This window comes from Sphingomonas sp. FARSPH (assembly GCF_003355005.1).
In the GTDB taxonomy this organism is placed as follows: Bacteria; Pseudomonadota; Alphaproteobacteria; order Sphingomonadales; family Sphingomonadaceae; genus Sphingomonas.
In genome coordinates, this window is record NZ_CP029985.1 from 1,239,284 (window position 1) to 1,260,338 (window position 21,055).

Below are 21,055 nucleotides of genomic sequence, written 5' to 3' on the forward strand. Positions count from 1 at the left end.
AGCGATTCGCGGTCAAGCGTTTCGCGTTAACCTTTGCGCGCGATGGCGATGACGCTCGTCACCCGTTTCGCACCGTCGCCGACCGGGCCGCTGCATCTCGGCCATGCCTGGTCCGCGATCCAGGCGCACGATCGCGCGCGCAACGCGGGCGGACGGTTCCTGCTGCGGATCGAGGATATCGACGGTACGCGCAGTCGCGAGGCGCACGTCGCGGGGATCGTCGAGGATCTCGCCTGGCTGGGCCTGAGCTGGGACGGGCCGGTGGTGCGCCAGTCGCAGCGGCTGGCGCTATACGAGGCGGCGCTCGCCCGGCTGCGCGCGGCGGGGTTGCTCTATCCGTGCTTCTGCACCCGCGCCGACATCGCGCGCGAGATCGCGGAGAGCGCCGGCGCGCCGCACCACGGGCCGGATGGGCCACATTATCCCGGCACCTGCCGCACACTGTCGCAGCCGGATGCCGACGCGCGGATCGCCGCGGGCGCGCCCCACGCATGGCGGCTGGCGATGGATGCCGCGGTCGCGCGCGCCGGGCCGCTCGCCTGGGTGGACCGCGAGCGTGGCGTGCAGCATGCCGACCCGGCGGCGTTCGGCGACGTCGTGCTCGCACGCAAGGACGCGCCCGCCAGCTACCACCTGGCGGTGACGGTCGACGACGCGGCGCAGGGTGTGGACGAGGTGGTGCGCGGCGTCGACCTGCTGCGCGCGACCGACATCCACCGCCTGCTGCAGGCGTTGCTCGAGCTGCCGACCCCGGCGTATCGGCATCATGCGCTGCTGACCGGTCCCGACGGCGAACGGCTCGCCAAGCGCAACGGCGCGCCTGCGCTCGCCAATCTGCGCGCCGCCGGCGAGGACGGGCGCGCACTCGCCGACCTGCTGCGCCAAGGACGTCTTCCCTCTGGATTTGCCGCGCCGAACGCCTAAGTTGGCGCGCATGAACACCTTTCTCGCCATCCTGCTGGTTGCGGCGATGATCGCCACCGTCGTCGCCCTGGTGCGAGGAATCATCGCTTTCCTGCAGGAATCGACCGAGCAGGTGAAGAACGGCGAAGGGCCGAGCGCTGCGTCGCTGAAATCGAACAAGATGATGCAGATGCGCGTCTTCTTCCAGGCGTTGGCGGTGACGATCGTCGTGCTGATCCTGTTCCTTGCCGGCCGCACCTGATCGTCGCAGCGCCGGTGGTTCGTCTCAATCGCATCTACACGCGCACCGGTGACACCGGCACGACCGGGCTTGTCGACGGATCGCGCGTGTCGAAGGCGGATCCGCTGATGAGCGCGATCGGCGACGTCGACGAGGCGAACAGCGCGATCGGCGTCGCGATCGCGACGCTGGCAGGAGCGGAACCCAGCGACGCGCTGCTGACGATCCAGAACGATCTGTTTGACTTGGGCGCCGACCTCGCAACGCCGCCCGGCATCGACGGCGCGTTGCGTGTCCTGCCCGTGCAGGTCGAGCGGCTGGAAGCGGCGATCGATGCGCTCAACGTAGACCTGTCACCGCTGACCAGCTTCGTGCTGCCGGGCGGCCAGCCGGCCGCCGCGGCGCTGCATCTGGCGCGCGCGATCACACGCCGTGCGGAACGTCATGCCGTCGCGGCGGGCGCGGGCGGGGCGGTGCTCGCCTATCTCAATCGCCTGTCCGATTATCTGTTCGTCGCCGCGCGCTGGGTAAACGCCCGCGGCGCCGACGACGTGCTATGGCGACCCGGCGCGGGACGCTGACGCCCGCCCGCTCGGTACGGTTGCGTTCCCGTGACATGCGTCGTGCAACTATCTGAGGCGTCGCGCGATTCCGCTTTTGGCAGAGGTCTGCCGGCGAAAGAGGGGTGTCGCCATGCTGAACGTCGCGACACATGTCGAACCGCTCGCCGATCGCTATGCCGCAGTCCGCGCGCTGAGCCTCGCGCTGGCCGCGCCGCTGTCGGATGCCGACGCGACGGTGCAGTCGATGCCCGATGCTTCGCCGACCAAATGGCATCTTGCGCACACCACCTGGTTTTTCGAGACGTTCGTACTGCGCGACCATGTCCGCGACTATCGCCTGCACGATGCGCGCTGGCCGTTCCTGTTCAACAGCTATTACGAGGCCGAAGGACGTCGGCACGCGCGCGACCGGCGCGGGATGGTGACGCGTCCGACGCTCGACGAGGTGCGGGCCTATCGCGCGCATGTCGATGCCGCGCTGCTCGCCGCGCTGCCCACGCTGTCCCACGCCGCGCAGGAACTGGTTGCGCTCGGTTGCCATCACGAGGAGCAGCATCAGGAACTGCTCGTCACCGACATCCTGCACCTGTTCGGTGAAAATCCGCTGGAGCCCGCGATCTGGCCCGCCGCGCCGAAAGTACCCGTCGCGGTGCCGGAACCGACCGGCTGGATCACGCAAGAGGGCGGCATCGTCGGGATCGGTCACGACGGCGCGGGCTTCGCGTTCGATTGCGAAGGGCCGCGCCACGACGCGCTGCTGCAGCCGCACGCCATCGCCGACCGCACCGTCACTAACGGCGAATGGGCGGCGTTCATCGCCGATGGCGGCTACCGCGATCCGCGTTACTGGCTGGCGGACGGCTGGGCCTGGGTGAAGGCGGAAGGGATCGTCGCGCCGCTTTATTGGGAAGCGCGCGACACCGGCTGGACGCGATTCGGCCTCGACGGACGCCGGCCGATCGATCCCGCCGCGCCCGTCACGCACGTCAGCTTCTACGAGGCGGACGCCTATGCCAGCTGGGCGGGCGCGCGCCTGCCCACCGAATTCGAATGGGAAGCGGCGGCGGCGGCGTACGATCCCGCCGGCGGCAACCACATGGACGACGCCGGCGCGGTCGAACCCCGCCCTGCCCCGCGCGCGCCCGCCTTCTTCGGCGACGTGTGGGAATGGACCGGCAGCGCCTACCGCCCCTACCCCGGCTTCGCGCCCTGCGACGGCGCGGTCGGCGAGTATAACGGCAAGTTCATGAGCGGCCAGTTCGTGCTGCGCGGCGGCAGCTGCGCCACCCCGCGCGGCCATGTGCGCGCCAGCTATCGCAATTTCTTCTATCCCCACCAGCGCTGGCAATTCACCGGCGTGCGGCTCGCCAAGGACATCTGATGCTGAAGCCCGAAATCGAAGACGGTCAGGCCAGTCTCGCCGATCCGCAGTTCCGCGCCGACGTGCTGGCCGGGCTGGAGCGTCGGCCGCGCGCGATCCCCGCGCGCTGGTTCTACGACAGGCGGGGATCGGAATTGTTCGAGGCGATCACCGACCTGCCCGAATATTATCCGACCCGCACCGAGACCGCGATCCTGAAGAGCGCCTGCCCCGACGTCGCGAAGATCGTCGGCGCGGGCCGTGCGGTCGTCGAATTCGGGTCGGGATCGTCGACCAAGACGCCGGTGCTGCTGCAATGCGTCGCGCCCGCCGCCTATGTGCCGATCGACATCTCCGGCGACTTCCTGCGCGATTCGGCACGCGGGCTGTCGCAGGGGTTTCCCGACCTCGCCGTCCTGCCGTTCGAGGCGGACTTCATGCGGCCGCTGACGTTGCCCGCCGCGGTGGCGGGCATGCCCAAGCTCGGCTTCTTTCCGGGGTCGACGATCGGCAACATGATCCCGCTGATGGCGGTCGACCTGCTGCGCGCGATGCGGATGTCGCTGGGGCTTGGCGCGATGCTGTTGATCGGGATGGACCGGATCAAGGACGCGGGCACGCTGGTCCGCGCCTATGACGATGCCGCGGGGGTGACCGCGGCGTTCAACCTCAACCTGCTCGAGCGTATCAATCGGGAGCTCGACGGCACCGTTCCTGTCGACGCCTTTCGCCACGTCGCGCGCTGGAACGACGACCGCGCGCGGATCGAGATGCATCTGGAGGCGGTGCGCGACACGGCGTTTACCGTGGACGGCCGCGCCTTCGCGATGCAGGCGGGCGAGACGATCCACACCGAAAACAGCCACAAATACGGCCCCCGCGACGCGCGCATCCTGCTGCGCAGCGGCGGCTGGACGCCGATCGGCGAATGGACCGACCCGGAGGGCAAGTTCGGCCTGTACCTGGCGGAGGCGCAGGCGGAACGGCCCGCGCCCTGACCCAGACAGTCACGGGCGCATCATCGCCCGCCACGTCGTGATGAAATCGGGATTGCCGCGGCATTCGCCCATGTCGGCCTGCTCGACCAGGCGATAGCGGCGGCCGTCCCAGGCGAAGCGTTGCGACGAGCCGCAATCGCCGAGGCCGCGCCCTTTGGCGTAGCTGGTCAGCACGTTGCCGTCGAAATCGCCGTTGACGACGCTGTGTACCGGCGTCTGCGAATCGGCGCCGGTCTCCTCGAACCCCGACGGCGCGTCGATCGGCGCGGGCCTCACCGTGTCGCCGTCGATCACGAACAGCGCGCCGATGACGTTATACGCGCCCGCCGAGCAGGGCAGCACCGCCAGCAGCTTGCCGTCCGGCGTCGCGGCGACGCTGGGGGCGGCGTCCATGCCCTCCGTCAGCTGGCACTGGCCGATGCGGTTCATCGTCGCGATCACGCCGGCGGGCAGCTTTGCGGTATGCGGGGTCAGGCGCTGCGCCGCGACGACGGGCAACGCGGGCGCCAGTGGTACGCTGGCACCGCCGGCCGCTCCTTTCGCGACCGTCGCGGTCACCGTGCCGGCGCGCTTCTGCATCGCATCGATGTATCGCAACGCCGCCGACGCACCCTTCAGTGAGATCGTCCCGCCGGGCACCGTAAGCAAATGTCCGTTCGCCATCGCCGCGGCGAGCGCATCGGCATTCCCGCCAAGGTCGCGGCCGTCGATCGCGAAACGCATCGCCGCCGTCTTACCCCGGGCGTCGGTCACGCCTTCGCCCACGTCCGCGGCGTAGCGGCCCGTCGACCCGGCCGCGCGCGTGAGGTTGAGCGTCGCCCCCTCGCCGACACCGCCGTCGGGAAGCAGCGAGGCCATCGTACACGACAGGCCGTTGTCGCAGCCGACCGTCCAGTCGCCGAACGTCTTGAGCGCACCGGGGCTGGGGATGACGTTGCCGTCCGCCGCGACCGCCGCGGGGGCTGGCGCCGTCGCGCTCGATGTAGCGATTGGCCGGGGTGTCGGCGCGGCGGCGGCGGTGTTTCCCGCCTGCGGCTGGCCGGAGCAGGCGGCCAGCATCAGCGCGGGGACTGCCAGCAAGGCGGCACGGGTCATGATCGGCGACGTCCTTTCATACACGAACCTGCGCTGCCGAACGCAGCAACGCCGCCCGCAGCACCAGCACGAAGATACAAAATCCTACGACCATCGCGGGCACCGACGCCTCCGGCCCGAATGCCCCGCCGCTCAGCCAGTCGGCGCTGCCCGCGACGGGCGCGCTGACGAACAGGCTGCCGCTGTCCGCCATGCCGGAGACGCGCGCGCCGAAGATCGACCCCTGCGCGATATTCCATGCGGCGTGGACGCCGACCGCCATCCAGATGCGCCCCGTCAGCAGGTAGAAGGCGGCGAGCATCAGCCCCGCCTCCACGGCGATCGCCACCGCGGCAACCGGGCTGGCGTTGGGGTTGCCGAGGTGCATCAGCCCGAACAGGGCGGCCGACAGGCCGAGCGCCGCCCACAGCCCGCTGGCGCGCATCAGCAGCCGGAAGACGACGAGGCGCAGCAGCAGTTCCTCGGCGAAGCCGACGCGCATCATCCCGGCGATGTCGCTCGCCCAATCATACCAGCGACCCGGCGCGAGCGTATAGACGCCCGCGAGGCGCAGGATCGTGAAGACGAGCGCGAACATGCCGGTGCCGACGGCAAGCCCGATCGCCAGCTCGGCAAGCGCAGGGCGGGGCGCGAGTTCGTCCGGGTAACGCCGCTCGCCCCAGCGCACCGCGACGGCATAAGCGAGATAGGCGACGAACGTCATCACCGGACGGATCGCATCGCGGCCGATGCCGGGCAGCCGCAGCCAGCCAGGATAGAGGAGGACGCTCGAGACGGCGAACAGCAGCACCATCCAGCCGAGCGTGCGCAGCCAGCGCCATTTGCCCGGCGACAGCACCCCGGCCTCCCCCAAGGTGATCATCGATCCCTGCATCAAGCTTCCCCTCGCGTGCGACCCTAACCGGCTGGCGGCGCGCGCGAAAGGCGCTAGAGGAACGGCAAAAGGAGAGCATCATGCAGGCAGTGGGTGTGATCGGTGCGGGCCAGATGGGCGCCGGCATCGCGCAAGTGAGCGCGGCGGCGGGCTATGACGTACTGCTGACCGACGTTTCGAAGGACCGCGCCGAGGCGGGCAAGGCGGGGATCGCCAGGCAGCTCCAGCGCCAGGTCGACAAGGAAAAGATCGATGCCGCGACGCGCGACGCGATCCTCGGCCGGATCGACGCGGTCGAGGGGACGGGCGGCATGGGCGCGTGCGACCTGATCGTCGAGGCGGCGACGGAGCGCGAGGAAATCAAGCGCGCGATCTTCGCCGACGTGGGCAAGGTGTTGAAGGGCGATGCGATCCTTGCGTCCAACACCTCGTCGATCCCGATCACGCGGCTGGCGCAGGCGACGCCCGATCCGGCGCGCTTCATCGGCGTGCATTTCTTCAACCCGGTCCCCGTCATGGGGCTGATCGAGATCATTCGCGGCCTCGCGACGTCCGACGCGACCGTCGCGGCGATCGAAGGCTATGCGACGAAGCTCGGCAAGCAGGTGGTGCGCGCCAACGACGCGCCGGGCTTCATCGTCAACCGCGTGCTGATGCCCTTCATCAACGAGGCGGTGTTCGCGCTGGGCGAAGGCGTCGCGAGCATCCGCGACATCGATCTCGGGTGCCAGCTGGGGCTCAACCACCCGATGGGGCCGCTGACGCTCGCCGACTTCATCGGCCTCGACACCTGCCTCGAGATCACGCGCGTGTTGTTCGAAGGCACCGGCGACCCCAAGTTCCGCCCGGCGCCGCTGCTGGTCAAATACGTCGAGGCGGGCTGGTACGGCCGCAAGACGGGCCGCGGCTTTTACGATTACAGCGGGGCGGAGCCGGTCCCGACGCGGTAAGGAGATGCGGGCATGAGCCTGGACGATACGATCGTCGACACGCCGGAAGGGCCGATGACCTTTCGCGAATGGAAGAAGAAGAACCCGGTCCAGCTGCCCTCGCGCCGGACCAAGGGCAAGGACCTGCCCAACAAGGTGAAGACGCGCACCGGCGAGTGAGTGCCAGCCCAACCCCTCCCCTTCAGGGGAGGGGTTGGGCTGGGGAAGTCCCGCGGAAAGACGGATGGAGGCTCAGCGAGTCCGCCGGAGCCAAACGCCGTACACCGCCGACAGCAATGCAACGAACGGCACGCCGTAAAGCAATGTCGCGCCGAACGCGGCGGTGAAGGGGGTCATCGCCAGCACCAGGACGATTCCGGCCAGCCCCGCAAGGCTGGTCCACGGATAGCCCCACATCCGAAACGCGGGCCGCGCACCCGCGTTCGCCCGGAACGCAAGGTGCGTCGCGAAGATCATGCCCCAGGTGAACAGCGCGCCGAACACCGACACCGCGATCATCACGCCGAGCGCCGCGTCGGGAATGGCGGCATAGACGCCCGCCGCGACCGCGATGCCGCTGCCCGACACCAGCAACGCGCGCGCGGGCACGCCGCGCGCATCCACCCGCGCGAAGCCGCGCGGCGCAAGGCCGCTTTGGGCGAGGCTGAACACCATCCGGCTCGCGGTGTAGATCTGGCTGTTCATCGCCGATAGCGCGGCGATCAGCACCACCGCGTTGATCGCGCCCGCGGCATAGGGAATGCCCGTCGCCGCCATCACGGTGACGAACGGGCTGGTCGCGGTGCCCGCCTGCGTCCACGGTACGATGGCCAGCATCACCGCGAGGCTGCCGAGGTAGAACAGCGCGAGGCGGAGCATCGTCGCGCGAAAGGCCCGCACGATCGCGCGTTCGGGGTCCGCCGCCTCGCCAGCCGCGACCGCGATCATCTCGATACTGATGTAACTGAACAGCGCGACGATCACCGCCTGCGCCATCCCCCACCAGCCATTAGGGAGCAGCCCGCCGTGCGCGACATAGTTGGCGCGCGCCACCGCGCCGCCGGCGCGCGCGATGACCCATACGCCACCCGCGACGAAGGCGAGGATCGCGGCGACCTTGATCGCGGAGAAGACGTATTCGACCGCGCCGAACGCACGGACGCTGGCGAGATTGACGACGAGCAGCGCCGAGGAAAAGCCGAGGATCCAGACGAGCCCCGGCACGCCGGGCGCCCAGTAACGCATGTAGATGGCGACCGCGGTCACCTCCGTCCCCACCGCCAGCACGTTCGCGGCGAGATAGGCGTAGCGGACGAGGAAGCCGGCGTAAGAGCCAAGGTAGCGTTCGGCGAAGAGGCCGAAGGCGCCCGTCGCCGGGTCCGCCACCGTCATCTCGGCAAGGCAGCCCATCAGCGCGAGCGTGATCGCGCCGCCGATCGCATAGCTCAGCAGCACCGCCGGCCCCGCAAGCTGGATCGCGAAGCCGCTGCCCAGGAACAGCCCGGTACCGACCGCGCCGCCGATCGCGATCATCGCGAGCTGACCCGCGCCGAGTGCGCGGCGCAGCCCGGCGGGAGCGTGCCCGATCAGCGGATCAGCCGATCAGCAGGCCGGCGAGCGCCGCCGACATCAGGTTGGCGAGGCTGCCCGCCGCCAGCGCGCGCAGCCCGAGCCGCGCGATCGTCGGCCGCTGGTTGGGCGCGAGGCTGCCCGTCACCGCCATCTGGATCGCGATCGACGAGAAATTGGCGAAGCCGCAAAGCGCGAACGTCACCACCGCGATCGTGTGCGGGCTGAGCTGCGCGGTCTGCTTGCCGAGGTCGATATAGGCGACGAATTCGTTGAGCACGATCTTCTCGCCGAACAGGCCGCCGGCGATCCCCGCCTCGTTCCAGGGCACGTTGAGCAGGAACATCACCGGCTGGAAGAGATAACCCAGCAGGCCCTGGAAGCTCAGTTCGGGATGGCCGAACAGGCCGCCGATCCCGCCGAGCAGGCCGTTGGCGAGCGCGACGAGCGCGACGAAGGCCAGCACCATCGCGCCGACCGCGACGGCGAGGCGCACGCCGGTCTGCGCGCCCTGCGCGGCGGCCATGATGAGGTTGGCGGGCTTTTCCTCGTCGTGCGTCGCCTCGGGCAAGGGCTCGCCCGGCGTCCCCTCGGGCAGCAAGGCGGCGGGTCCGCGGCCGCTGACCCGTGCCTCAGCTAGGGCGATGACGCGATCCTCGTCGGGCACGTCGCCGAGCGGCAGCTCGCCCTCCGGCGGCACGCTGCGGTCGGGCATGATGATCTTTGCCATCAGGATGCCGCCCGGCGCCGCCATGAAGCTCGCGGCGAGCAGGTAATCGATGCTGATCCCCATCGACGCATAGGCCGCCAGGATAGTGCCGGCGACGCCCGCCATGCCGCTGGTCATCACGGTGAACACCTGCGGCGGGGTCAAGCCGGCGAGATATGGGCGGATGACGAGCGGGCTCTCGCTCTGGCCGACGAAGATATTGGCGGCGGCGCACAGGCTTTCGACCTTGCTGGTGCCGACGACCTTCTCGATCGCGCCGCCGATCCAGCGCACGATCAGCTGCATGATGCCGAGATAATAGAGGATCGACACCAGGCTGGCGAAGAAGATGATGACGGGCAGCGCCGCGATGGCGAACGAATGGCCGCCGACGGTCGGGCTGGCGAGGTTGCCGAACAGAAACTCCGTGCCCTTCTGCGAATAGCCGAGCAGCGCGGCGACACCCGCCGATGCGCCCGCCAGCGCGGCGCGCCCGGGCGTCCAGTATAGCACCATCACTGCGATCAGCGCCTGCAGCGCGAAGGCGGCCCCCACGACGCGCGGCCGGATCGCACGGCGATCGGTCGACAGCGCGAAGGCGATGCCGAGGATGACGAGGATGCCGGCAACGCCGATCAGGATACGATTCATGGATGCGTCCGCAGGTGGGAAAGGGGGACGCGGCCCCCCGGCAGCGTCGATCCACCATACACGCGCTTTCTCCGGGAGCTAGGGGTGAAGTGAGGTGGTCGGCGTGGCGGGAAGGCTGACGGCTGCCCCCTCTCTTCGTCACCCCGGGGTGACGCCGATGGCCGATGCCTTCACACAGGGGAGACCTTGCCCCTCCCGCGAAACCCGCTAGCGTCGCCGTGATGGAAACCCCGACGCGCGGCATCGCGCCTTCGCTCTTCGCGCTCTCGATCTTCTACGGCGGCATGGTCTGCATCGCGGGCGTGCTCGGCAACAAGCAGGTGGCGTTGGGCCCGCTCGCCGTCGAAGCCGGCATCTTCGCTTTCCTGTTGCTCGTCGTCACGTCGAGCGCGGTCGCGGAACTGCACGGCAGCGGCGTCGCCAACAAGCTGGTGCGCGTCGGCTTCGTGCCGCTGCTCGTCTCCCTGTTGCTGTCGTGGGTGGTGTGGATGCTGCCCCCCTCGCCCGCGATGCTGCCGGCGAACCGCGACGCGATTCAGCTGATCCTGGGAGCGACGTGGCGCATCTGGCTGGGCGGGATCGTCGCCTACGGCGTGTCGCAGACGCTCAACGTCACGATCTTCGCCGCGTTGAAGGGCAAGGAAGGCAGCCGCCTGCTCTGGCTGCGCGCGGCGATCGCCAGCATGCTCAGCCAGGTGGTCGATACGTTGCTGTTCGTGACGATCGCCTTTTACGGCGAATTCCCGATCGGGCCGCTGATCGTCGGCCAGATGATCGCCAAGGTGACGCTGTCGGCGATCCTGGTGCCGCCGCTGATCTATCTGTTCGTCGGGCTGGGCAAGCGGCTCGACGCGCGGGGGTAAGGCCTCTTCTCCACTCTGTGTCATCCTCGCGCAGGCGGGGGATTCAGACGCGCAGGTGCCGCTGAGACCCGACAGGGCAGCGTCTGCTGGATTCCCGCCTTCGCGGGAATGACGGGGTGGCTCCTCTCGTACGGGAACGCTAAAGCGCCGCGGATGACCGACTCCCCCTCCCGCGCGGCGCTGCTCGCCAAGGCCGAGACGCTGACCGAGGCGTTGCCCTATCTCCAGCGCTATGCCGGCAAGACGTTCGTCGTGAAATACGGCGGCCATGCGATGGGCGACCCCGAACTGGCGCGCGATTTCGCCGAGGACGTCGTGCTGCTGAAGGCGGTGGGCATCAACCCCGTTGTCGTCCACGGCGGCGGCCCGCAGATCGGCGCGATGCTGAAGCGGCTGGGCGTCGAATCACGCTTCGTCGACGGCTTGCGCGTCACCGATCGCGAGACCGCGGACATCGCCGAAATGGTGCTGGCCGGATCGATCAACAAGGAAATCGTCGCCTGGATCGGCAAGGCGGGCGGCCGCGCGGTCGGCATTTCGGGCAAGGACGCCGGCTTCGTCACCGCCGCCAAGGTCGGCCGCGACGCGCCCGATCGCCTGCAGGGGATCGAACGGCACGTCGACCTGGGCTTCGTCGGCGAGCCGGTCGCGGTCGACCGCACGATCATCGACCAACTGTCGGCGAGCGGCATCATCCCCGTCGTTGCGCCGATCGCGATGGGCGCCGATGGTGAGACGTACAACATCAATGCCGACACGATGGCCGGCGCGATCGCGGGCGCGCTGGGTGCGGCGCGATTCTTCCTGCTCACCGACGTCGCGGGCGTCATGGACCAGAACAAGACGCTGCTGACCGACCTCGACGCGACGCGCATCGCCGGACTGAAGGCGGACGGCACGATTTCGGGCGGCATGATCCCCAAGGTCGATACCTGCGTCGCCGCGGTCGAGGCCGGCGTCGATGCCGCCGTCATCCTCGACGGGCGGGTGCCGCATGCGATGCTGCTCGAAATCTTCACCAGCGCCGGTGCGGGCACGCTGGTCCACGCCTAACCGCACCGGGCTCCTTCGACCCCGCCGCGGGCTCTGCCGGTCGTAACGGGGTCGACTTGATTCCGTTCTGGCCGCATCTCATGTTGCGGTGCAGCAACAACGGTGGAGCGTGATGCCCTTTCTCGCCAGTCCCGGCCGTTTCCTGTGGCATTATGTCGCGGCGCGGCCGTGGATGTTCCTCGCGCTCGCGATCCTCGTCGCGGCGGCGTCGATCGGCTCGGTCGGCGTCCAATATGCCATGAAGCTGCTGGTCGATGCGATGACGACCGGCGGCGAGGGGCGCACGCACGTCTATCAGGCGCTCGGTGCCTTCGTCGGGCTCGTCGTGCTCGAAAGCGCGCTGCAACGCGCCGCCGCGCTGACGCTGGGTCATGCGACGGTCGAGTCCGGCGTCGGCATCCGGCTCGACATGGTCGACTATCTCACCGGCCATCAGCTGCATTTCTTCCAGAGCCAGCGCGCCGGATCGCTGGGCCATCGCATATCCGGCCTCGCCGGTATCTTCGGCGCGCTGATCCACCGCCTGCTGCAGGAGGTGACGCCGCCGCTGATCGCGTTCGGCGGCGCTATCCTGATCTTCGTGTCGATCGACCCGCGCATGGCGATGGTCCTCGCCGCCATCTTCGTCGCCGTCACCATCAGCCTCGTCCTGCTCGGCCTCAAGGGACACATCCACCACCGCGAGTTCGCAGAACGCGCGGGCGTCGTCGGCGGCGAACTCGTCGATCTGATCGGCAACATCTGGGTCGTGAAGGCCTTTGCGGCGCGCGATCGCGAGCTCGACCGGCTGCGCGATTTCCTGCACGAGGAAGCGGCGGCGCAGCGGCGGGGCTGGTTCTTCGTCGAACAGATGCGCGGCCTTCACGATGCCGCGCTCGCGATCCTCGTCGGTGGCACGTTGATCTGGGCGATCAGCCGCTGGTCTGCGGGGGCGATCTCGACCGGCGACGTCGTCGTGATCAGCACGATGACATTCCGCATTCTTCACGGGTCGCGCGACCTTGCCATGGCGCTTATCGATACCAGCCAGCAGTTCAGCTACTTGCGCGAGACGCTCGACATCATCGGTGTGCCGCAGACGCTGAGCGATGCACCCGACGCGGTACGGTTGCGCGCCGGCGAGGGACAGGTGACGCTCGATCACGTCACGTTCGGCTACGATCCGCGCCGGCCCGTCGTCCACGATCTGTCGCTCGACGTCCCCGCGGGGCAGAAGGTCGGCATCGTCGGCGCGTCGGGCGCGGGCAAATCGTCGATCCTCCAACTCGTCCAGCGCTTCTACGATCCGCAGGCGGGCGCGGTGCTCGTCGATGGCCAGCGCATCGACCGCGTCACGCTAGACAGTCTCAGCGATGCGATGGCGGTGGTGCCGCAGGAGGTGTTGCTGTTCCACCGCACGGTGATGGAGAATATCCGTTTCGCCCGGCCCGAGGCGAGCGACGAGGAGGTGTATCGCGCCGCCGAGGCGGCCGGCTGCGACAATTTCATCCGCCATCTGCCGCACGGGTATGACAGCATCGTCGGCGAACGGGGCACCAGCCTGTCGGGTGGCCAGCGCCAGCGGATCGGCATCGCCCGCGCCTTCCTGAAGGATGCGCGCATCGTGTTGCTCGACGAGGCGACGAGTGCGCTCGATACCGAATCCGAACTGGAAGTGCAGCGCGGGCTCGACGCGCTGATGAAGGGACGCACGGTGCTGGCGGTCGCGCATCGGCTGTCGACGATCGCCGGCTTCGACCGCGTGCTCGTCATCGACGCCGGCCGCATCGTCGAGGATGGGCCGCCGCAGGATCTGCTCGCCAATCCCGATGGCGCGTTCCGCGCGCTGTGGGCGCGCCAGGCGGAGGGGCTGGAGCAATCGATGCGCCGCGGCGGTGCGCTGCGGCTGGTGTCCGATACCGGTGCGCGCCTGATCGGCGATCGCGTCCAGGCGGCGTGGCGCCGGGCCCGCGCCCGGTAACGGAGAACGTGCGGAACCGGCCCTGTTCCCCGTGCGTCCGGCACGCTACATCGTAACGCAACCGTTTCCCTCGAAAGGCCCCGCGTGATCGCGCTGACCCTCATCCAGATTCTTCAGGTGCTACTCGACGTCATCTGGTGGATCATCTTCGTGCAGTTCATCCTGTCGCTGCTGATCGCGTTCAACGTCATCAACACGTCGAACAACTTCATCCGCTCGCTGCACTATGGCCTCGATCGCCTGACCGAGCCGATGTACCGGCCGATCCGCCGCGTGCTGCCCAATATGGGCGGGCTGGACCTGTCGCCGATGGTCGTGCTGGTGCTGATCGCGATCGGCGACATCATCCTGCGCAATCTCGCGATCGGCATCGTGAGTTCGGCGACCGTCTGACGCCGATGCCGGCGTGGCGCGTGATCGCGGACGGTCTGGAGATCGCCGTCCGCGTCACGCCGCGCGGCGGGCGCGATGTGCTGGCGGCCGGCACGTCCGACCATTTCGCCGCCCGCCTCGCCGCGGCGCCGGTCGACGGCAAGGCGAATGCCGCGCTGCTTGCGCTGGTCGCAGCGACGTTCGAGGTCCCGCGCCGCGCCGTCTCGCTGATCGCCGGCGATACCGCTAGGCTGAAACGGCTGCGCATCGTCGGCGATGCCGCAGCGCTGGCGAAAATCGCGGCCCGCCTTTATGAGGCCGGGGCATGACCGCGACCACTTCTTCCGCCGCTACAGCCACCGTGATCGACGGCAAGGCGCGTGCCGCCGCGCTGCGTGCCGACATCGCCGCGCGCGTCGCCCCGTTCCGCGCCGCGACAGGGCGCGCGCCGGGTCTGGCGGTGGTGCTGGTCGGCGAGGACCCGGCGAGCGCGGTCTACGTGCGTTCGAAGGGCAAGGCGACGCGCGAGGCGGGGATGGAAAGCTTCGAGCATCGCCTGCCTGCCGACACCGACTCGAAAACGCTGCTCGCGCTCGTCCAGACGCTCAACGCCGATCCGGCGGTCGACGGCATCCTCGTCCAGCTGCCGCTGCCCGCGCATATCGACACGCAGGCCGTGCTGCTCGCGATCGATCCCGACAAGGACGTCGACGGTTTCCACCCGGTCAACGCCGGCCGGCTGGCGATCGGCGCGGACGGGTTCGTGCCGTGCACGCCGCTCGGGTGCCTGCTGCTGCTGCGTGACATCCATTCCAGCCTGTCGGGGATGGATGCGGTGGTGATCGGCCGATCGAACATCGTCGGCAAGCCGATGGCGCAGTTGCTGCTGCAGCAAAGCTGCACCGTCACCGTCACCCACAGTCGGACGCGGGATATCGCGGCGCACGTCCGGCGCGCCGACATCGTCGTCGCCGCGGTCGGCATCCCGGTCTTCGTCAAGGGTGACTGGATCAAGCCGGGCGCGAGCGTGATCGACGTCGGCATCAACCGCACCGACACCGGCCTCGTCGGCGACGTCGACTTCGCCGCCGCCAGCCGGGTTGCCGGGGCGATAACCCCGGTACCGGGCGGCGTCGGGCCGATGACGATCGCCTGCCTGATCCGCAACACCTACGTGTCCGCATGCCGCCGCGAGGGGATCGAGGCGGGCGGGGACATGGCGCTGTGATCGAGCTCTTCGTCTCGTCGCTCATCACCTTCTTCGTGGTGATCGACCCGCCGGGCTGCGCGCCGATCTATGCGGGGCTGTCGGCGGGCGCGTCGCCCGTCCATCGCCGCGCGATGGCGATCCGCGCGGTCACCGTCGCCGCGATCATCCTGTTCGTCTTCGCGCTGTTCGGCGAGCAATTGCTCCACGGCCTCGGCATCAGCCTCGCGAGCTTTCGCATCGCGGGCGGCATCATGCTGTTCCTGATCGCGCTCGAGATGGTGTTCGAAAAGCGCACGCAGCGCCGCGAGGATCGCGCCGCAGAGGTCGCCGCCGACCCGCATGTCGAGGATGTGTCGATCTTCCCGATGGCAATGCCGATGATCGCGGGCCCGGGATCGATCGCGACCGTGATGCTGCTGATGGCGCGCACCAATGGTGTGGAGGCCACGCTTGTCGTGCTCGCCGCGATGGTGACCATCCTGCTGCTGACGCTCCTCGCGCTGATCGCGGCGGGCCCGCTGATGCGGCTGCTCGGCACGCGGATCGAGGCGGTAATCACCCGCCTGCTCGGCGTGCTGCTCGCGGCGCTGGCGGTGCAATTCGTGATGGACGGGTTGCAGGTGAGCCTGCGCTAAGCGTCCCCCCGGCCATGCGCCGGGGGTGACGTACGGGCCGATTACGCTTCCGCCATCTCGGCGCGGGCGTTGATCTTGGCGGTCGCCAGCTCGGTCAGCTTGGTATCGGTCGCCTTTTCCTCCTCCAGCGTCTCGCGCAGGATCGCGGCGCATTCGCTGCGCCCGAGCTGTTCGGCCCAGGTGACGAGCGTGCCGTAGCGGCTGATCTCGTAATGCTCGACCGCCTGCGCCGCCGCGGTCAGCGCCGCGTCGAGCACCGCTTTGTCCGCCACTTCGCCCGCGACCTCGTTCGCTTCCTTGATGATCCCGTCGATCGCGGGGCAGGTCACGCCCTTGGGCTGCATGCCTTCGAGTTCGAAGACGCGGCGCAGCCGTTCGATCTGCCCTTCCGTCTCGCGCAAATGCTGCTCGAATCCCTGGCGCAGCTGCGCGTCGGTCGCCTTGTCGATCATCTTGGGCAGCGCCTTCGTGATCTGCTGCTCGGCGTAATAGATATCCTCCAGCTGGTGGATATACAGATCGTTCATCGTCGCGATGTCTTTGCTGAACAAGCCCATGACACACTCTCCCGGACGGCGGGATCATAACGATATTGTAACATTCTCGCCGTCTACTCCATAGTCAACGAAGTTTTACGCTTGGCGGTTGCCGGAAAATCTGCCTAACCTCGATCATGTCCGCTGCGGGCAGATATCGGAGGGGGTTTCGATGGTAAGGCGTTGGGTGAACTCGGTCGCGCTGCTGGCGCTGTTGTCGGGCTGCGGCGGTGGGGGCGGTGGCAGCACGCAGATCGCCGGTACGCCGACATCCTCGCCCACCCCCGGGCCGAGCGGATCGGGCTGTACGCTGCGCGAGCGGCAGGACTGGGTCGCGGCGCAGATCCGCGAATGGTATCTGTTCCCGGACACGCTGCCCGCCAGCCTCGATCCGACGCCGTACAGCACGGTCGATGCCTATATCGACGCGCTGACCGCGACCGCGCGTGCGCAGGGTAAGGACCGGTACTTCACCTACCTGACGTCGATCGCGCAGGAGAATGCGTATAACGCGTCGGGCGCCACCGCCGGTTTCGGCCTGCGCTTTGCGCTCGACACCAGTCAGGGCGCGCGATTGTTCGTGACCGAGGCGTTCGAGGGCGGGCCGGCCCTTGCGGCAGGGATCGACCGCGGCGCCGAAATCCTGGCGATCGGAGTGTCGAGCGGCAACCTGACCACGGTCACGACTCTCTACGGCCAGGGGGGCACCGCGCTCAACGACGCGCTCGGGCCGTCGACGGCGGGCACGACGCGCTACCTGCAGGTCCGCGACGCGGGCGGCACGCGCGTCGTCGCGGTCGCCAAGGCCGATTTCAACCTGCCCGCGGTATCGCCGCGCTACGGCGCGCAGATCATCACCGATGCGGGCCGGCAATATGGCTATCTCAATCTGCGCACCTTCATCCCCGCGGCGGACCAGTCGCTGCGCGATGCCTTCGCCAGCTTCCGCGCGGCGGGGATCACCAACGTCGTCATCGACTTCCGCTACAACGGCGGCGGCGCGCTTTCGACCGCGGAGCTGATCGGCGACCTGCTCGGCGCCAATCGCCAGACGTCGGAGGTGTTCGACTATGTCAGCTTCCGCCCCGAGAAGGCGAGCAACAACACCACGCGCTTCTTCAGTCCCCAGCCGCAGTCGATCGCGCCGACCCGCCTCGCCTTCATCGGGACGAGCGGCACCGCGTCGGCGAGCGAGCTCGTCATCAACGCGATGATCCCCTATCTCGGCGCGAACGTCGGGCTGATCGGCGGCAACACCTATGGCAAGCCGGTCGGCCAGATCGGGCTCGATCGTTCGCAATGCGACGACCGGCTGCGCGTCATCGCGCTCGCCATCCAGAACGCCAATCGTCAGGGCGGCTATTACAACGGCCTGGTCGGCACGGTGCAGGCGAGCTGCAAGGCCGGCGACGACATACGCTACCCGATGGGCGATCCACGCGAAGCCTCGACCCGCGCCGCGCTCGACTTCCTGCAGGGCAAGAGCTGCACGCCGATCACCGCCGGCGCCGACACCGGCGTGACCGCGCAGGCGGCGGGCGGGCGGGCGTTGCTGACGCCGGGCGGGCCGGCGGTCTCGCCCGCGCAGCGCGACGTGCCGGGCCTGTACTGACCCGGCACGGCGGTGGCGCGATCAGCGCGCCACCGCCTCCAGCCCGGCGATGTCCCACCGCGTCATCGTCAGCCCGGCGCAGGCATAGGTCGCGCGGTTGCGCAGCCGCGCCGGCTGCATCGCGGCGGCAAGCTGCGGCTGGCGCGTCGCCAGCGCCGCGCGCGCATCCTCGATATGCCGGCTGAACAGCAACGCCGACCGTTTGTCGCCGTCGCTGGTCGGCGCGTTCATGTACGGCGCGAAATCACCGAGATAGGCGACCTCGCCCGCCTTCACGTCGAGCACCGGCGCGCCGAAGCAGTTGGTGCTGACCGGAACCGCCGCACCGACGCTGGTACCGTCGAGCACATAGGCGCCCGGCGTCACGCGGATCAGCTGCACCTCATACGCCTGTTTCTTGTCCGCGCTCTGCGCGAGCACCGCATAGACCGTCTTGTCCCCGGTCTTCTTCCAGTCGCGCGGACGATAGACGACGTCGCCGTGCTCCGCATCGTAGCGCAGCAGTTGCACCGCGCCCGAGCGCCCCTCAGCCGGCGCCTCCGCCCGGCGGAAAGCGAGGACGAGCAACGCCTCGTCGGGGCCGAGCACGAACGGCTGCGCGGCATCGACCTTCTTGCCGGCGAAGACCGTGCCGGTCCGGCCGACGGGCGCGTCGAGGTTGATGCGCGCGTCTGGCGCGTCGTCGAAGCGCGTGCGTGCGGTGATCGTGCCCTTCACGTCGTTCGCGCCGACCAGCGCGTCGATATAGGCGGCCCGCTGCGCCTCCCCCATCGCGGCGACGCGCGCCGCCTCTGCCGGGGGCACCTCGACCTGGCGCCAGCCGCGGATCAGCAGGCAGGCGCGGCGATTGTCGCGGCGTTGCTGCCCCTGCGCGATCGCCGCGCCCAGCATGCCACCCAGGCCGCCCGCGATCCCCGCCGCGACGGGCGACACCAGCGCGGGATTGTACGAATAGGGGACCATGCCCGACGGCGTGCGCGAGCCGCGCGCGATCAGCCGGCATTGCTGCCAGTCCGCGTCATATTGCGCGCGCGTTGCGCCGGGCTTGTTGTAGAAGCGCGTGTCCTTGAGGTCGCGCGCCGCATCCTTCGCGATCTCCTCGGCCGAATCGCCGGGATCGACCGCGGTCTGGCCCACCGGCGCGGGCTTGTCGCCGCCGTACGGGACCATCGTCGTCTGCTGCTGCGCCATGGCCGCCACCGGCATCGCGAGCGACGCGGCCATCGCCGCGAGCGCACCCAAACGGGCGTTCCTCATCCTCATCCCCCTGTCGTTGCCGCGCCGCCCCCGGCGCGGGTCGTGCGATGCTAGGCCGCGCCTTCGCGCCGCGCCAGCCCCCGCTGCCGCCGCCGCCGTGAAGGCCGGTTGTGCCGCAGCATCGCGTCGCGATAGAGGGCGGGCATGACCGACCCGCGTATGGACGCCAGCTGGCTCGCCCCGCTGCGCGCCGAATTCGACAGCCCGTATATGGCGGCGCTGCGCCAGTTCCTGAAAGCCGAAAAAGCGGCGGGCAAACGCATCTTCCCGCATTCCGACGATTGGTTCCGCGCGCTGGAGCTGACCCCGCTCGATGCGGTGCGCGTCGTCATCCTGGGGCAGGACCCGTATCACGGCGCGGGCCAGGCGCATGGCCTGTGCTTCTCCGTCCGCCCCGGCGTGAAGCCGCCGCCCAGCCTCGTTAACATCTACAAGGAAATGCACGACGACCTGGGCATCGCGCCGGTGCGCCACGGCTTCCTCGAGCCCTGGGCGCGGCAGGGCGTGCTGCTGCTCAACAGCGTACTGACCGTCGAGGAGGCGCGCGCCGCCGCGCACCGCGAGCGCGGATGGGAAAAGTTCACCGACGCGATCGTCCGCCTCGTCGCGGCGAAGGACGATCCCGTCGTCTTCATGCTGTGGGGCAGCTATGCGCAGAAGAAGGCGGCGTTCGTCGCCGACGTCGCGCGCGGCGGCCGGCATCTGGTGCTGAAGGCGCCGCACCCCTCGCCGTTGTCCGCACATACCGGCTGGTTCGGCAGCGGCCATTTCAGCAAGGCGAACGCGTTTCTGGCGGCGCACGGCCGCGGGCGGATCGACTGGGCGCTGCCGGCGGAGGTGTGATCCGCGGCGCGGCGAGCGCGGAAGTGGACGAAGTGGACGGCACGTCCTTGCCCCGGTCATGCGGTGCCGGCGTCCCCCAGGGCCGCGAGGTCGCGCCGCCACGCCGCCTCGCGCGCCGCGACGTCGGCGCGGTCGGCCGCCGCGGCGCGGGCGTCGGCGGCGCGCGCCTCCTGCTCATCCCCTTCCGCGTCGGAGACGAAGCGCGGCGCGGCGTAGCGGTGGAGGGGCGCGGGCAGCGGATCGCCGGCGTCGCGCGCATAGGCGTCCGCCGCCACCTGATCGATCATCCGGCCGAGCGCGATCGCCTCCGCATCGGGGGTGCGCTCGGCGCGGACGGTGTCCATCCAGGCGCCGTAGCGGACGGGATCGCGATAGCGCAGCAGGAACATCGTCAGCCGCTCGTCATAGCGGCGGCGCTCGCCGATCTGTTCGCCCTTGTAGAAGATCGGCGTGGCGACGCCGTGGATCGCGCGCGAGAAAGCGGCGTCGGACAGCCGCCGGATCGCCTGGTCGAGCGCGGCGTCCCACGCGCAGCGAAAGCTTTGCGCCTCGGCGCGGGCGCGCAGCGCATAAGCCGCGCTGGTGCTGATCCCGACCCGGCGGTACGCCGCATCGACGCAGCCGCATTCCGCGAGCGCGCGGATGAAGTCCACCTGCCGCTCCGGCGTCCAGCCATCGTGGCGATGGCGGAGTTCGACGGTGTCGAAGGCGAGCGGATTGCGGGGCGCGGCCTTGCGGCGGCGGTGCGGACGCTGGGGTGCATGAGCCATGCCGGCCTATTAAGGACGACATTTCCAACATTGCGAGGGGTGGCGGGCGGTG

23 protein-coding genes are annotated in these 21,055 nt (G+C 69.4%); 16 read left to right on the plus strand and 7 right to left on the minus strand.

The window, feature by feature from the left end; all coding sequences use genetic code 11:
• Positions 1-42 precede the first annotated feature (42 nt).
• The 5 genes from gluQRS to egtD all read left to right on the plus strand — a co-directional run bounded on the left by gluQRS (position 43) and on the right by egtD (position 4,065).
• On the plus strand, positions 43-924 hold the full coding sequence (gene gluQRS, locus DM480_RS05970; RefSeq protein WP_405053300.1) for a tRNA glutamyl-Q(34) synthetase GluQRS: 882 nt from the start codon (positions 43-45) through the stop codon (positions 922-924).
• 10 nt (positions 925-934) lie between these two features.
• Positions 935-1,165, plus strand: coding sequence for a twin transmembrane helix small protein (locus DM480_RS05975; protein WP_115380902.1), 231 nt, complete (start codon positions 935-937; stop codon positions 1,163-1,165).
• 14 nt (positions 1,166-1,179) lie between these two features.
• On the plus strand, positions 1,180-1,725 hold the full coding sequence (locus DM480_RS05980; RefSeq protein WP_115378019.1) for a cob(I)yrinic acid a,c-diamide adenosyltransferase: 546 nt from the start codon (positions 1,180-1,182) through the stop codon (positions 1,723-1,725).
• 112 nt (positions 1,726-1,837) lie between these two features.
• Positions 1,838-3,088 (plus strand): ergothioneine biosynthesis protein EgtB, encoded by a 1,251-nt coding sequence (gene egtB / locus DM480_RS05985; protein ID WP_115378020.1) that lies wholly within the window; start codon positions 1,838-1,840, stop codon positions 3,086-3,088.
• The gene (gene egtD, locus DM480_RS05990; protein ID WP_115378021.1) at positions 3,088-4,065 is read left to right on the plus strand and encodes an L-histidine N(alpha)-methyltransferase; all 978 of its coding nucleotides are present in this window, start codon (positions 3,088-3,090) and stop codon (positions 4,063-4,065) included. The genes egtB and egtD overlap by 1 nt, the downstream gene beginning before the upstream one ends.
• A gap of 9 nt (positions 4,066-4,074) precedes the next feature.
• On the opposite strand, the gene DM480_RS05995 is transcribed toward egtD, so the two are convergent.
• Both DM480_RS05995 and DM480_RS06000 read right to left on the minus strand, forming a co-directional pair.
• A complete protein-coding gene (locus tag DM480_RS05995; RefSeq protein WP_115378022.1) occupies positions 4,075-5,160 on the minus strand; it encodes a DUF1176 domain-containing protein in 1,086 nt (361 codons plus the stop codon).
• Positions 5,161-5,176: 16 nt separating this feature from the next.
• Positions 5,177-6,034, minus strand: coding sequence for a CPBP family intramembrane glutamic endopeptidase (locus DM480_RS06000; RefSeq protein ID WP_232834138.1), 858 nt, complete (start codon positions 6,032-6,034; stop codon positions 5,177-5,179).
• A gap of 80 nt (positions 6,035-6,114) precedes the next feature.
• Here DM480_RS06000 and DM480_RS06005 point away from each other — a divergent pair, with 80 nt between their 5' ends.
• Together DM480_RS06005 and DM480_RS18240 are read left to right on the plus strand one after the other, a co-directional pair.
• On the plus strand, positions 6,115-6,984 hold the full coding sequence (locus DM480_RS06005; protein ID WP_115378023.1) for a 3-hydroxybutyryl-CoA dehydrogenase: 870 nt from the start codon (positions 6,115-6,117) through the stop codon (positions 6,982-6,984).
• Positions 6,985-6,996: 12 nt separating this feature from the next.
• The gene (locus DM480_RS18240) at positions 6,997-7,143 is read left to right on the plus strand and encodes a hypothetical protein (RefSeq protein ID WP_198665907.1); all 147 of its coding nucleotides are present in this window, start codon (positions 6,997-6,999) and stop codon (positions 7,141-7,143) included.
• Positions 7,144-7,215: 72 nt separating this feature from the next.
• On the opposite strand, the gene DM480_RS06010 is transcribed toward DM480_RS18240, so the two are convergent.
• Together DM480_RS06010 and DM480_RS06015 are read right to left on the minus strand one after the other, a co-directional pair.
• Positions 7,216-8,496: an amino acid permease gene (locus DM480_RS06010; protein ID WP_115378024.1), complete on the minus strand. Its 1,281-nt coding sequence runs from the start codon at positions 8,494-8,496 to the stop codon at positions 7,216-7,218.
• A 61-nt stretch (positions 8,497-8,557) separates the two neighbouring features.
• Positions 8,558-9,892, minus strand: coding sequence for a NupC/NupG family nucleoside CNT transporter (locus DM480_RS06015; protein ID WP_115378025.1), 1,335 nt, complete (start codon positions 9,890-9,892; stop codon positions 8,558-8,560).
• Between the two features lie 221 nt (positions 9,893-10,113).
• On the opposite strand from DM480_RS06015, the gene DM480_RS06020 reads away from it, so the two are divergent.
• From DM480_RS06020 to DM480_RS06050, 7 genes are all read left to right on the plus strand, one after another.
• Positions 10,114-10,755, plus strand: a complete 642-nt coding sequence (locus DM480_RS06020; RefSeq protein WP_115378026.1) for a queuosine precursor transporter — start codon at positions 10,114-10,116, stop codon at positions 10,753-10,755.
• A gap of 153 nt (positions 10,756-10,908) precedes the next feature.
• Positions 10,909-11,808, plus strand: coding sequence for an acetylglutamate kinase (gene argB, locus DM480_RS06025; protein WP_115378027.1), 900 nt, complete (start codon positions 10,909-10,911; stop codon positions 11,806-11,808).
• 112 nt (positions 11,809-11,920) lie between these two features.
• The gene (locus DM480_RS06030) at positions 11,921-13,768 is read left to right on the plus strand and encodes an ABC transporter ATP-binding protein (protein WP_115378028.1); all 1,848 of its coding nucleotides are present in this window, start codon (positions 11,921-11,923) and stop codon (positions 13,766-13,768) included.
• Positions 13,769-13,855: 87 nt separating this feature from the next.
• Entirely contained in the window at positions 13,856-14,161 is a 306-nt protein-coding gene (locus DM480_RS06035; protein WP_443026401.1) for a YggT family protein, read from the plus strand.
• Positions 14,162-14,166: 5 nt separating this feature from the next.
• The gene (locus tag DM480_RS06040) at positions 14,167-14,469 is read left to right on the plus strand and encodes a DUF167 family protein (protein WP_115378030.1); all 303 of its coding nucleotides are present in this window, start codon (positions 14,167-14,169) and stop codon (positions 14,467-14,469) included.
• The gene (folD, locus tag DM480_RS06045; protein WP_115378031.1) at positions 14,466-15,368 is read left to right on the plus strand and encodes a bifunctional methylenetetrahydrofolate dehydrogenase/methenyltetrahydrofolate cyclohydrolase FolD; all 903 of its coding nucleotides are present in this window, start codon (positions 14,466-14,468) and stop codon (positions 15,366-15,368) included. Before DM480_RS06040 ends, folD begins: the two co-directional genes overlap by 4 nt.
• Positions 15,365-15,985 carry a MarC family protein gene (locus DM480_RS06050; protein ID WP_115378032.1) on the plus strand — a complete coding sequence of 207 codons (621 nt, stop codon included), beginning with the start codon at positions 15,365-15,367 and terminating at the stop codon, positions 15,983-15,985. The genes folD and DM480_RS06050 overlap by 4 nt, the downstream gene beginning before the upstream one ends.
• Positions 15,986-16,026: 41 nt before the next feature.
• Here DM480_RS06050 and DM480_RS06055 read toward each other — a convergent pair whose 3' ends face one another.
• Entirely contained in the window at positions 16,027-16,512 is a 486-nt protein-coding gene (locus DM480_RS06055) for a YciE/YciF ferroxidase family protein (RefSeq protein ID WP_310596283.1), read from the minus strand.
• Positions 16,513-16,693: 181 nt separating this feature from the next.
• On the opposite strand from DM480_RS06055, the gene DM480_RS06060 reads away from it, so the two are divergent.
• Positions 16,694-18,133: a S41 family peptidase gene (locus DM480_RS06060; RefSeq protein WP_115378034.1), complete on the plus strand. Its 1,440-nt coding sequence runs from the start codon at positions 16,694-16,696 to the stop codon at positions 18,131-18,133.
• A gap of 21 nt (positions 18,134-18,154) precedes the next feature.
• On the opposite strand, the gene DM480_RS06065 is transcribed toward DM480_RS06060, so the two are convergent.
• Positions 18,155-19,390, minus strand: a complete 1,236-nt coding sequence (locus DM480_RS06065; RefSeq protein ID WP_232834139.1) for a hypothetical protein — start codon at positions 19,388-19,390, stop codon at positions 18,155-18,157.
• A 144-nt stretch (positions 19,391-19,534) separates the two neighbouring features.
• On the opposite strand from DM480_RS06065, the gene ung reads away from it, so the two are divergent.
• Entirely contained in the window at positions 19,535-20,233 is a 699-nt protein-coding gene (ung, locus tag DM480_RS06070; protein WP_115378035.1) for a uracil-DNA glycosylase, read from the plus strand.
• Positions 20,234-20,289: 56 nt separating this feature from the next.
• Here ung and DM480_RS06075 read toward each other — a convergent pair whose 3' ends face one another.
• Entirely contained in the window at positions 20,290-21,003 is a 714-nt protein-coding gene (locus DM480_RS06075) for a hypothetical protein (RefSeq protein ID WP_115378036.1), read from the minus strand.
• Positions 21,004-21,055: the final 52 nt, after the last annotated feature.

Bases quoted from the DNA above. Each gene is read 5' to 3' on its own strand.
- gluQRS (WP_405053300.1), top strand. From the start codon at position 43: ATGGCGATGACGCTCGTCACCCGTTTCGCACCGTCGCCGACCGGGCCG.
- DM480_RS05975 (WP_115380902.1), top strand. From the start codon at position 935: ATGAACACCTTTCTCGCCATCCTGCTGGTTGCGGCGATGATCGCCACC.
- egtB (WP_115378020.1), top strand. From the start codon at position 1,838: ATGCTGAACGTCGCGACACATGTCGAACCGCTCGCCGATCGCTATGCC.
- egtD (WP_115378021.1), top strand. From the start codon at position 3,088: ATGCTGAAGCCCGAAATCGAAGACGGTCAGGCCAGTCTCGCCGATCCG.
- DM480_RS05995 (WP_115378022.1), bottom strand. From the start codon at position 5,160: ATGACCCGTGCCGCCTTGCTGGCAGTCCCCGCGCTGATGCTGGCCGCC.
- DM480_RS06000 (WP_232834138.1), bottom strand. From the start codon at position 6,034: ATGCAGGGATCGATGATCACCTTGGGGGAGGCCGGGGTGCTGTCGCCG.
- DM480_RS06005 (WP_115378023.1), top strand. From the start codon at position 6,115: ATGCAGGCAGTGGGTGTGATCGGTGCGGGCCAGATGGGCGCCGGCATC.
- DM480_RS18240 (WP_198665907.1), top strand. From the start codon at position 6,997: ATGAGCCTGGACGATACGATCGTCGACACGCCGGAAGGGCCGATGACC.
- DM480_RS06010 (WP_115378024.1), bottom strand. From the start codon at position 8,496: ATGATCGCGATCGGCGGCGCGGTCGGTACCGGGCTGTTCCTGGGCAGC.
- DM480_RS06015 (WP_115378025.1), bottom strand. From the start codon at position 9,892: ATGAATCGTATCCTGATCGGCGTTGCCGGCATCCTCGTCATCCTCGGC.
- DM480_RS06020 (WP_115378026.1), top strand. From the start codon at position 10,114: ATGGAAACCCCGACGCGCGGCATCGCGCCTTCGCTCTTCGCGCTCTCG.
- argB (WP_115378027.1), top strand. From the start codon at position 10,909: ATGACCGACTCCCCCTCCCGCGCGGCGCTGCTCGCCAAGGCCGAGACG.
- DM480_RS06030 (WP_115378028.1), top strand. From the start codon at position 11,921: ATGCCCTTTCTCGCCAGTCCCGGCCGTTTCCTGTGGCATTATGTCGCG.
- DM480_RS06040 (WP_115378030.1), top strand. From the start codon at position 14,167: ATGCCGGCGTGGCGCGTGATCGCGGACGGTCTGGAGATCGCCGTCCGC.
- folD (WP_115378031.1), top strand. From the start codon at position 14,466: ATGACCGCGACCACTTCTTCCGCCGCTACAGCCACCGTGATCGACGGC.
- DM480_RS06055 (WP_310596283.1), bottom strand. From the start codon at position 16,512: ATGAACGATCTGTATATCCACCAGCTGGAGGATATCTATTACGCCGAG.
- DM480_RS06060 (WP_115378034.1), top strand. From the start codon at position 16,694: ATGGTAAGGCGTTGGGTGAACTCGGTCGCGCTGCTGGCGCTGTTGTCG.
- DM480_RS06065 (WP_232834139.1), bottom strand. From the start codon at position 19,390: ATGAGGAACGCCCGTTTGGGTGCGCTCGCGGCGATGGCCGCGTCGCTC.
- ung (WP_115378035.1), top strand. From the start codon at position 19,535: ATGACCGACCCGCGTATGGACGCCAGCTGGCTCGCCCCGCTGCGCGCC.
- DM480_RS06075 (WP_115378036.1), bottom strand. From the start codon at position 21,003: ATGGCTCATGCACCCCAGCGTCCGCACCGCCGCCGCAAGGCCGCGCCC.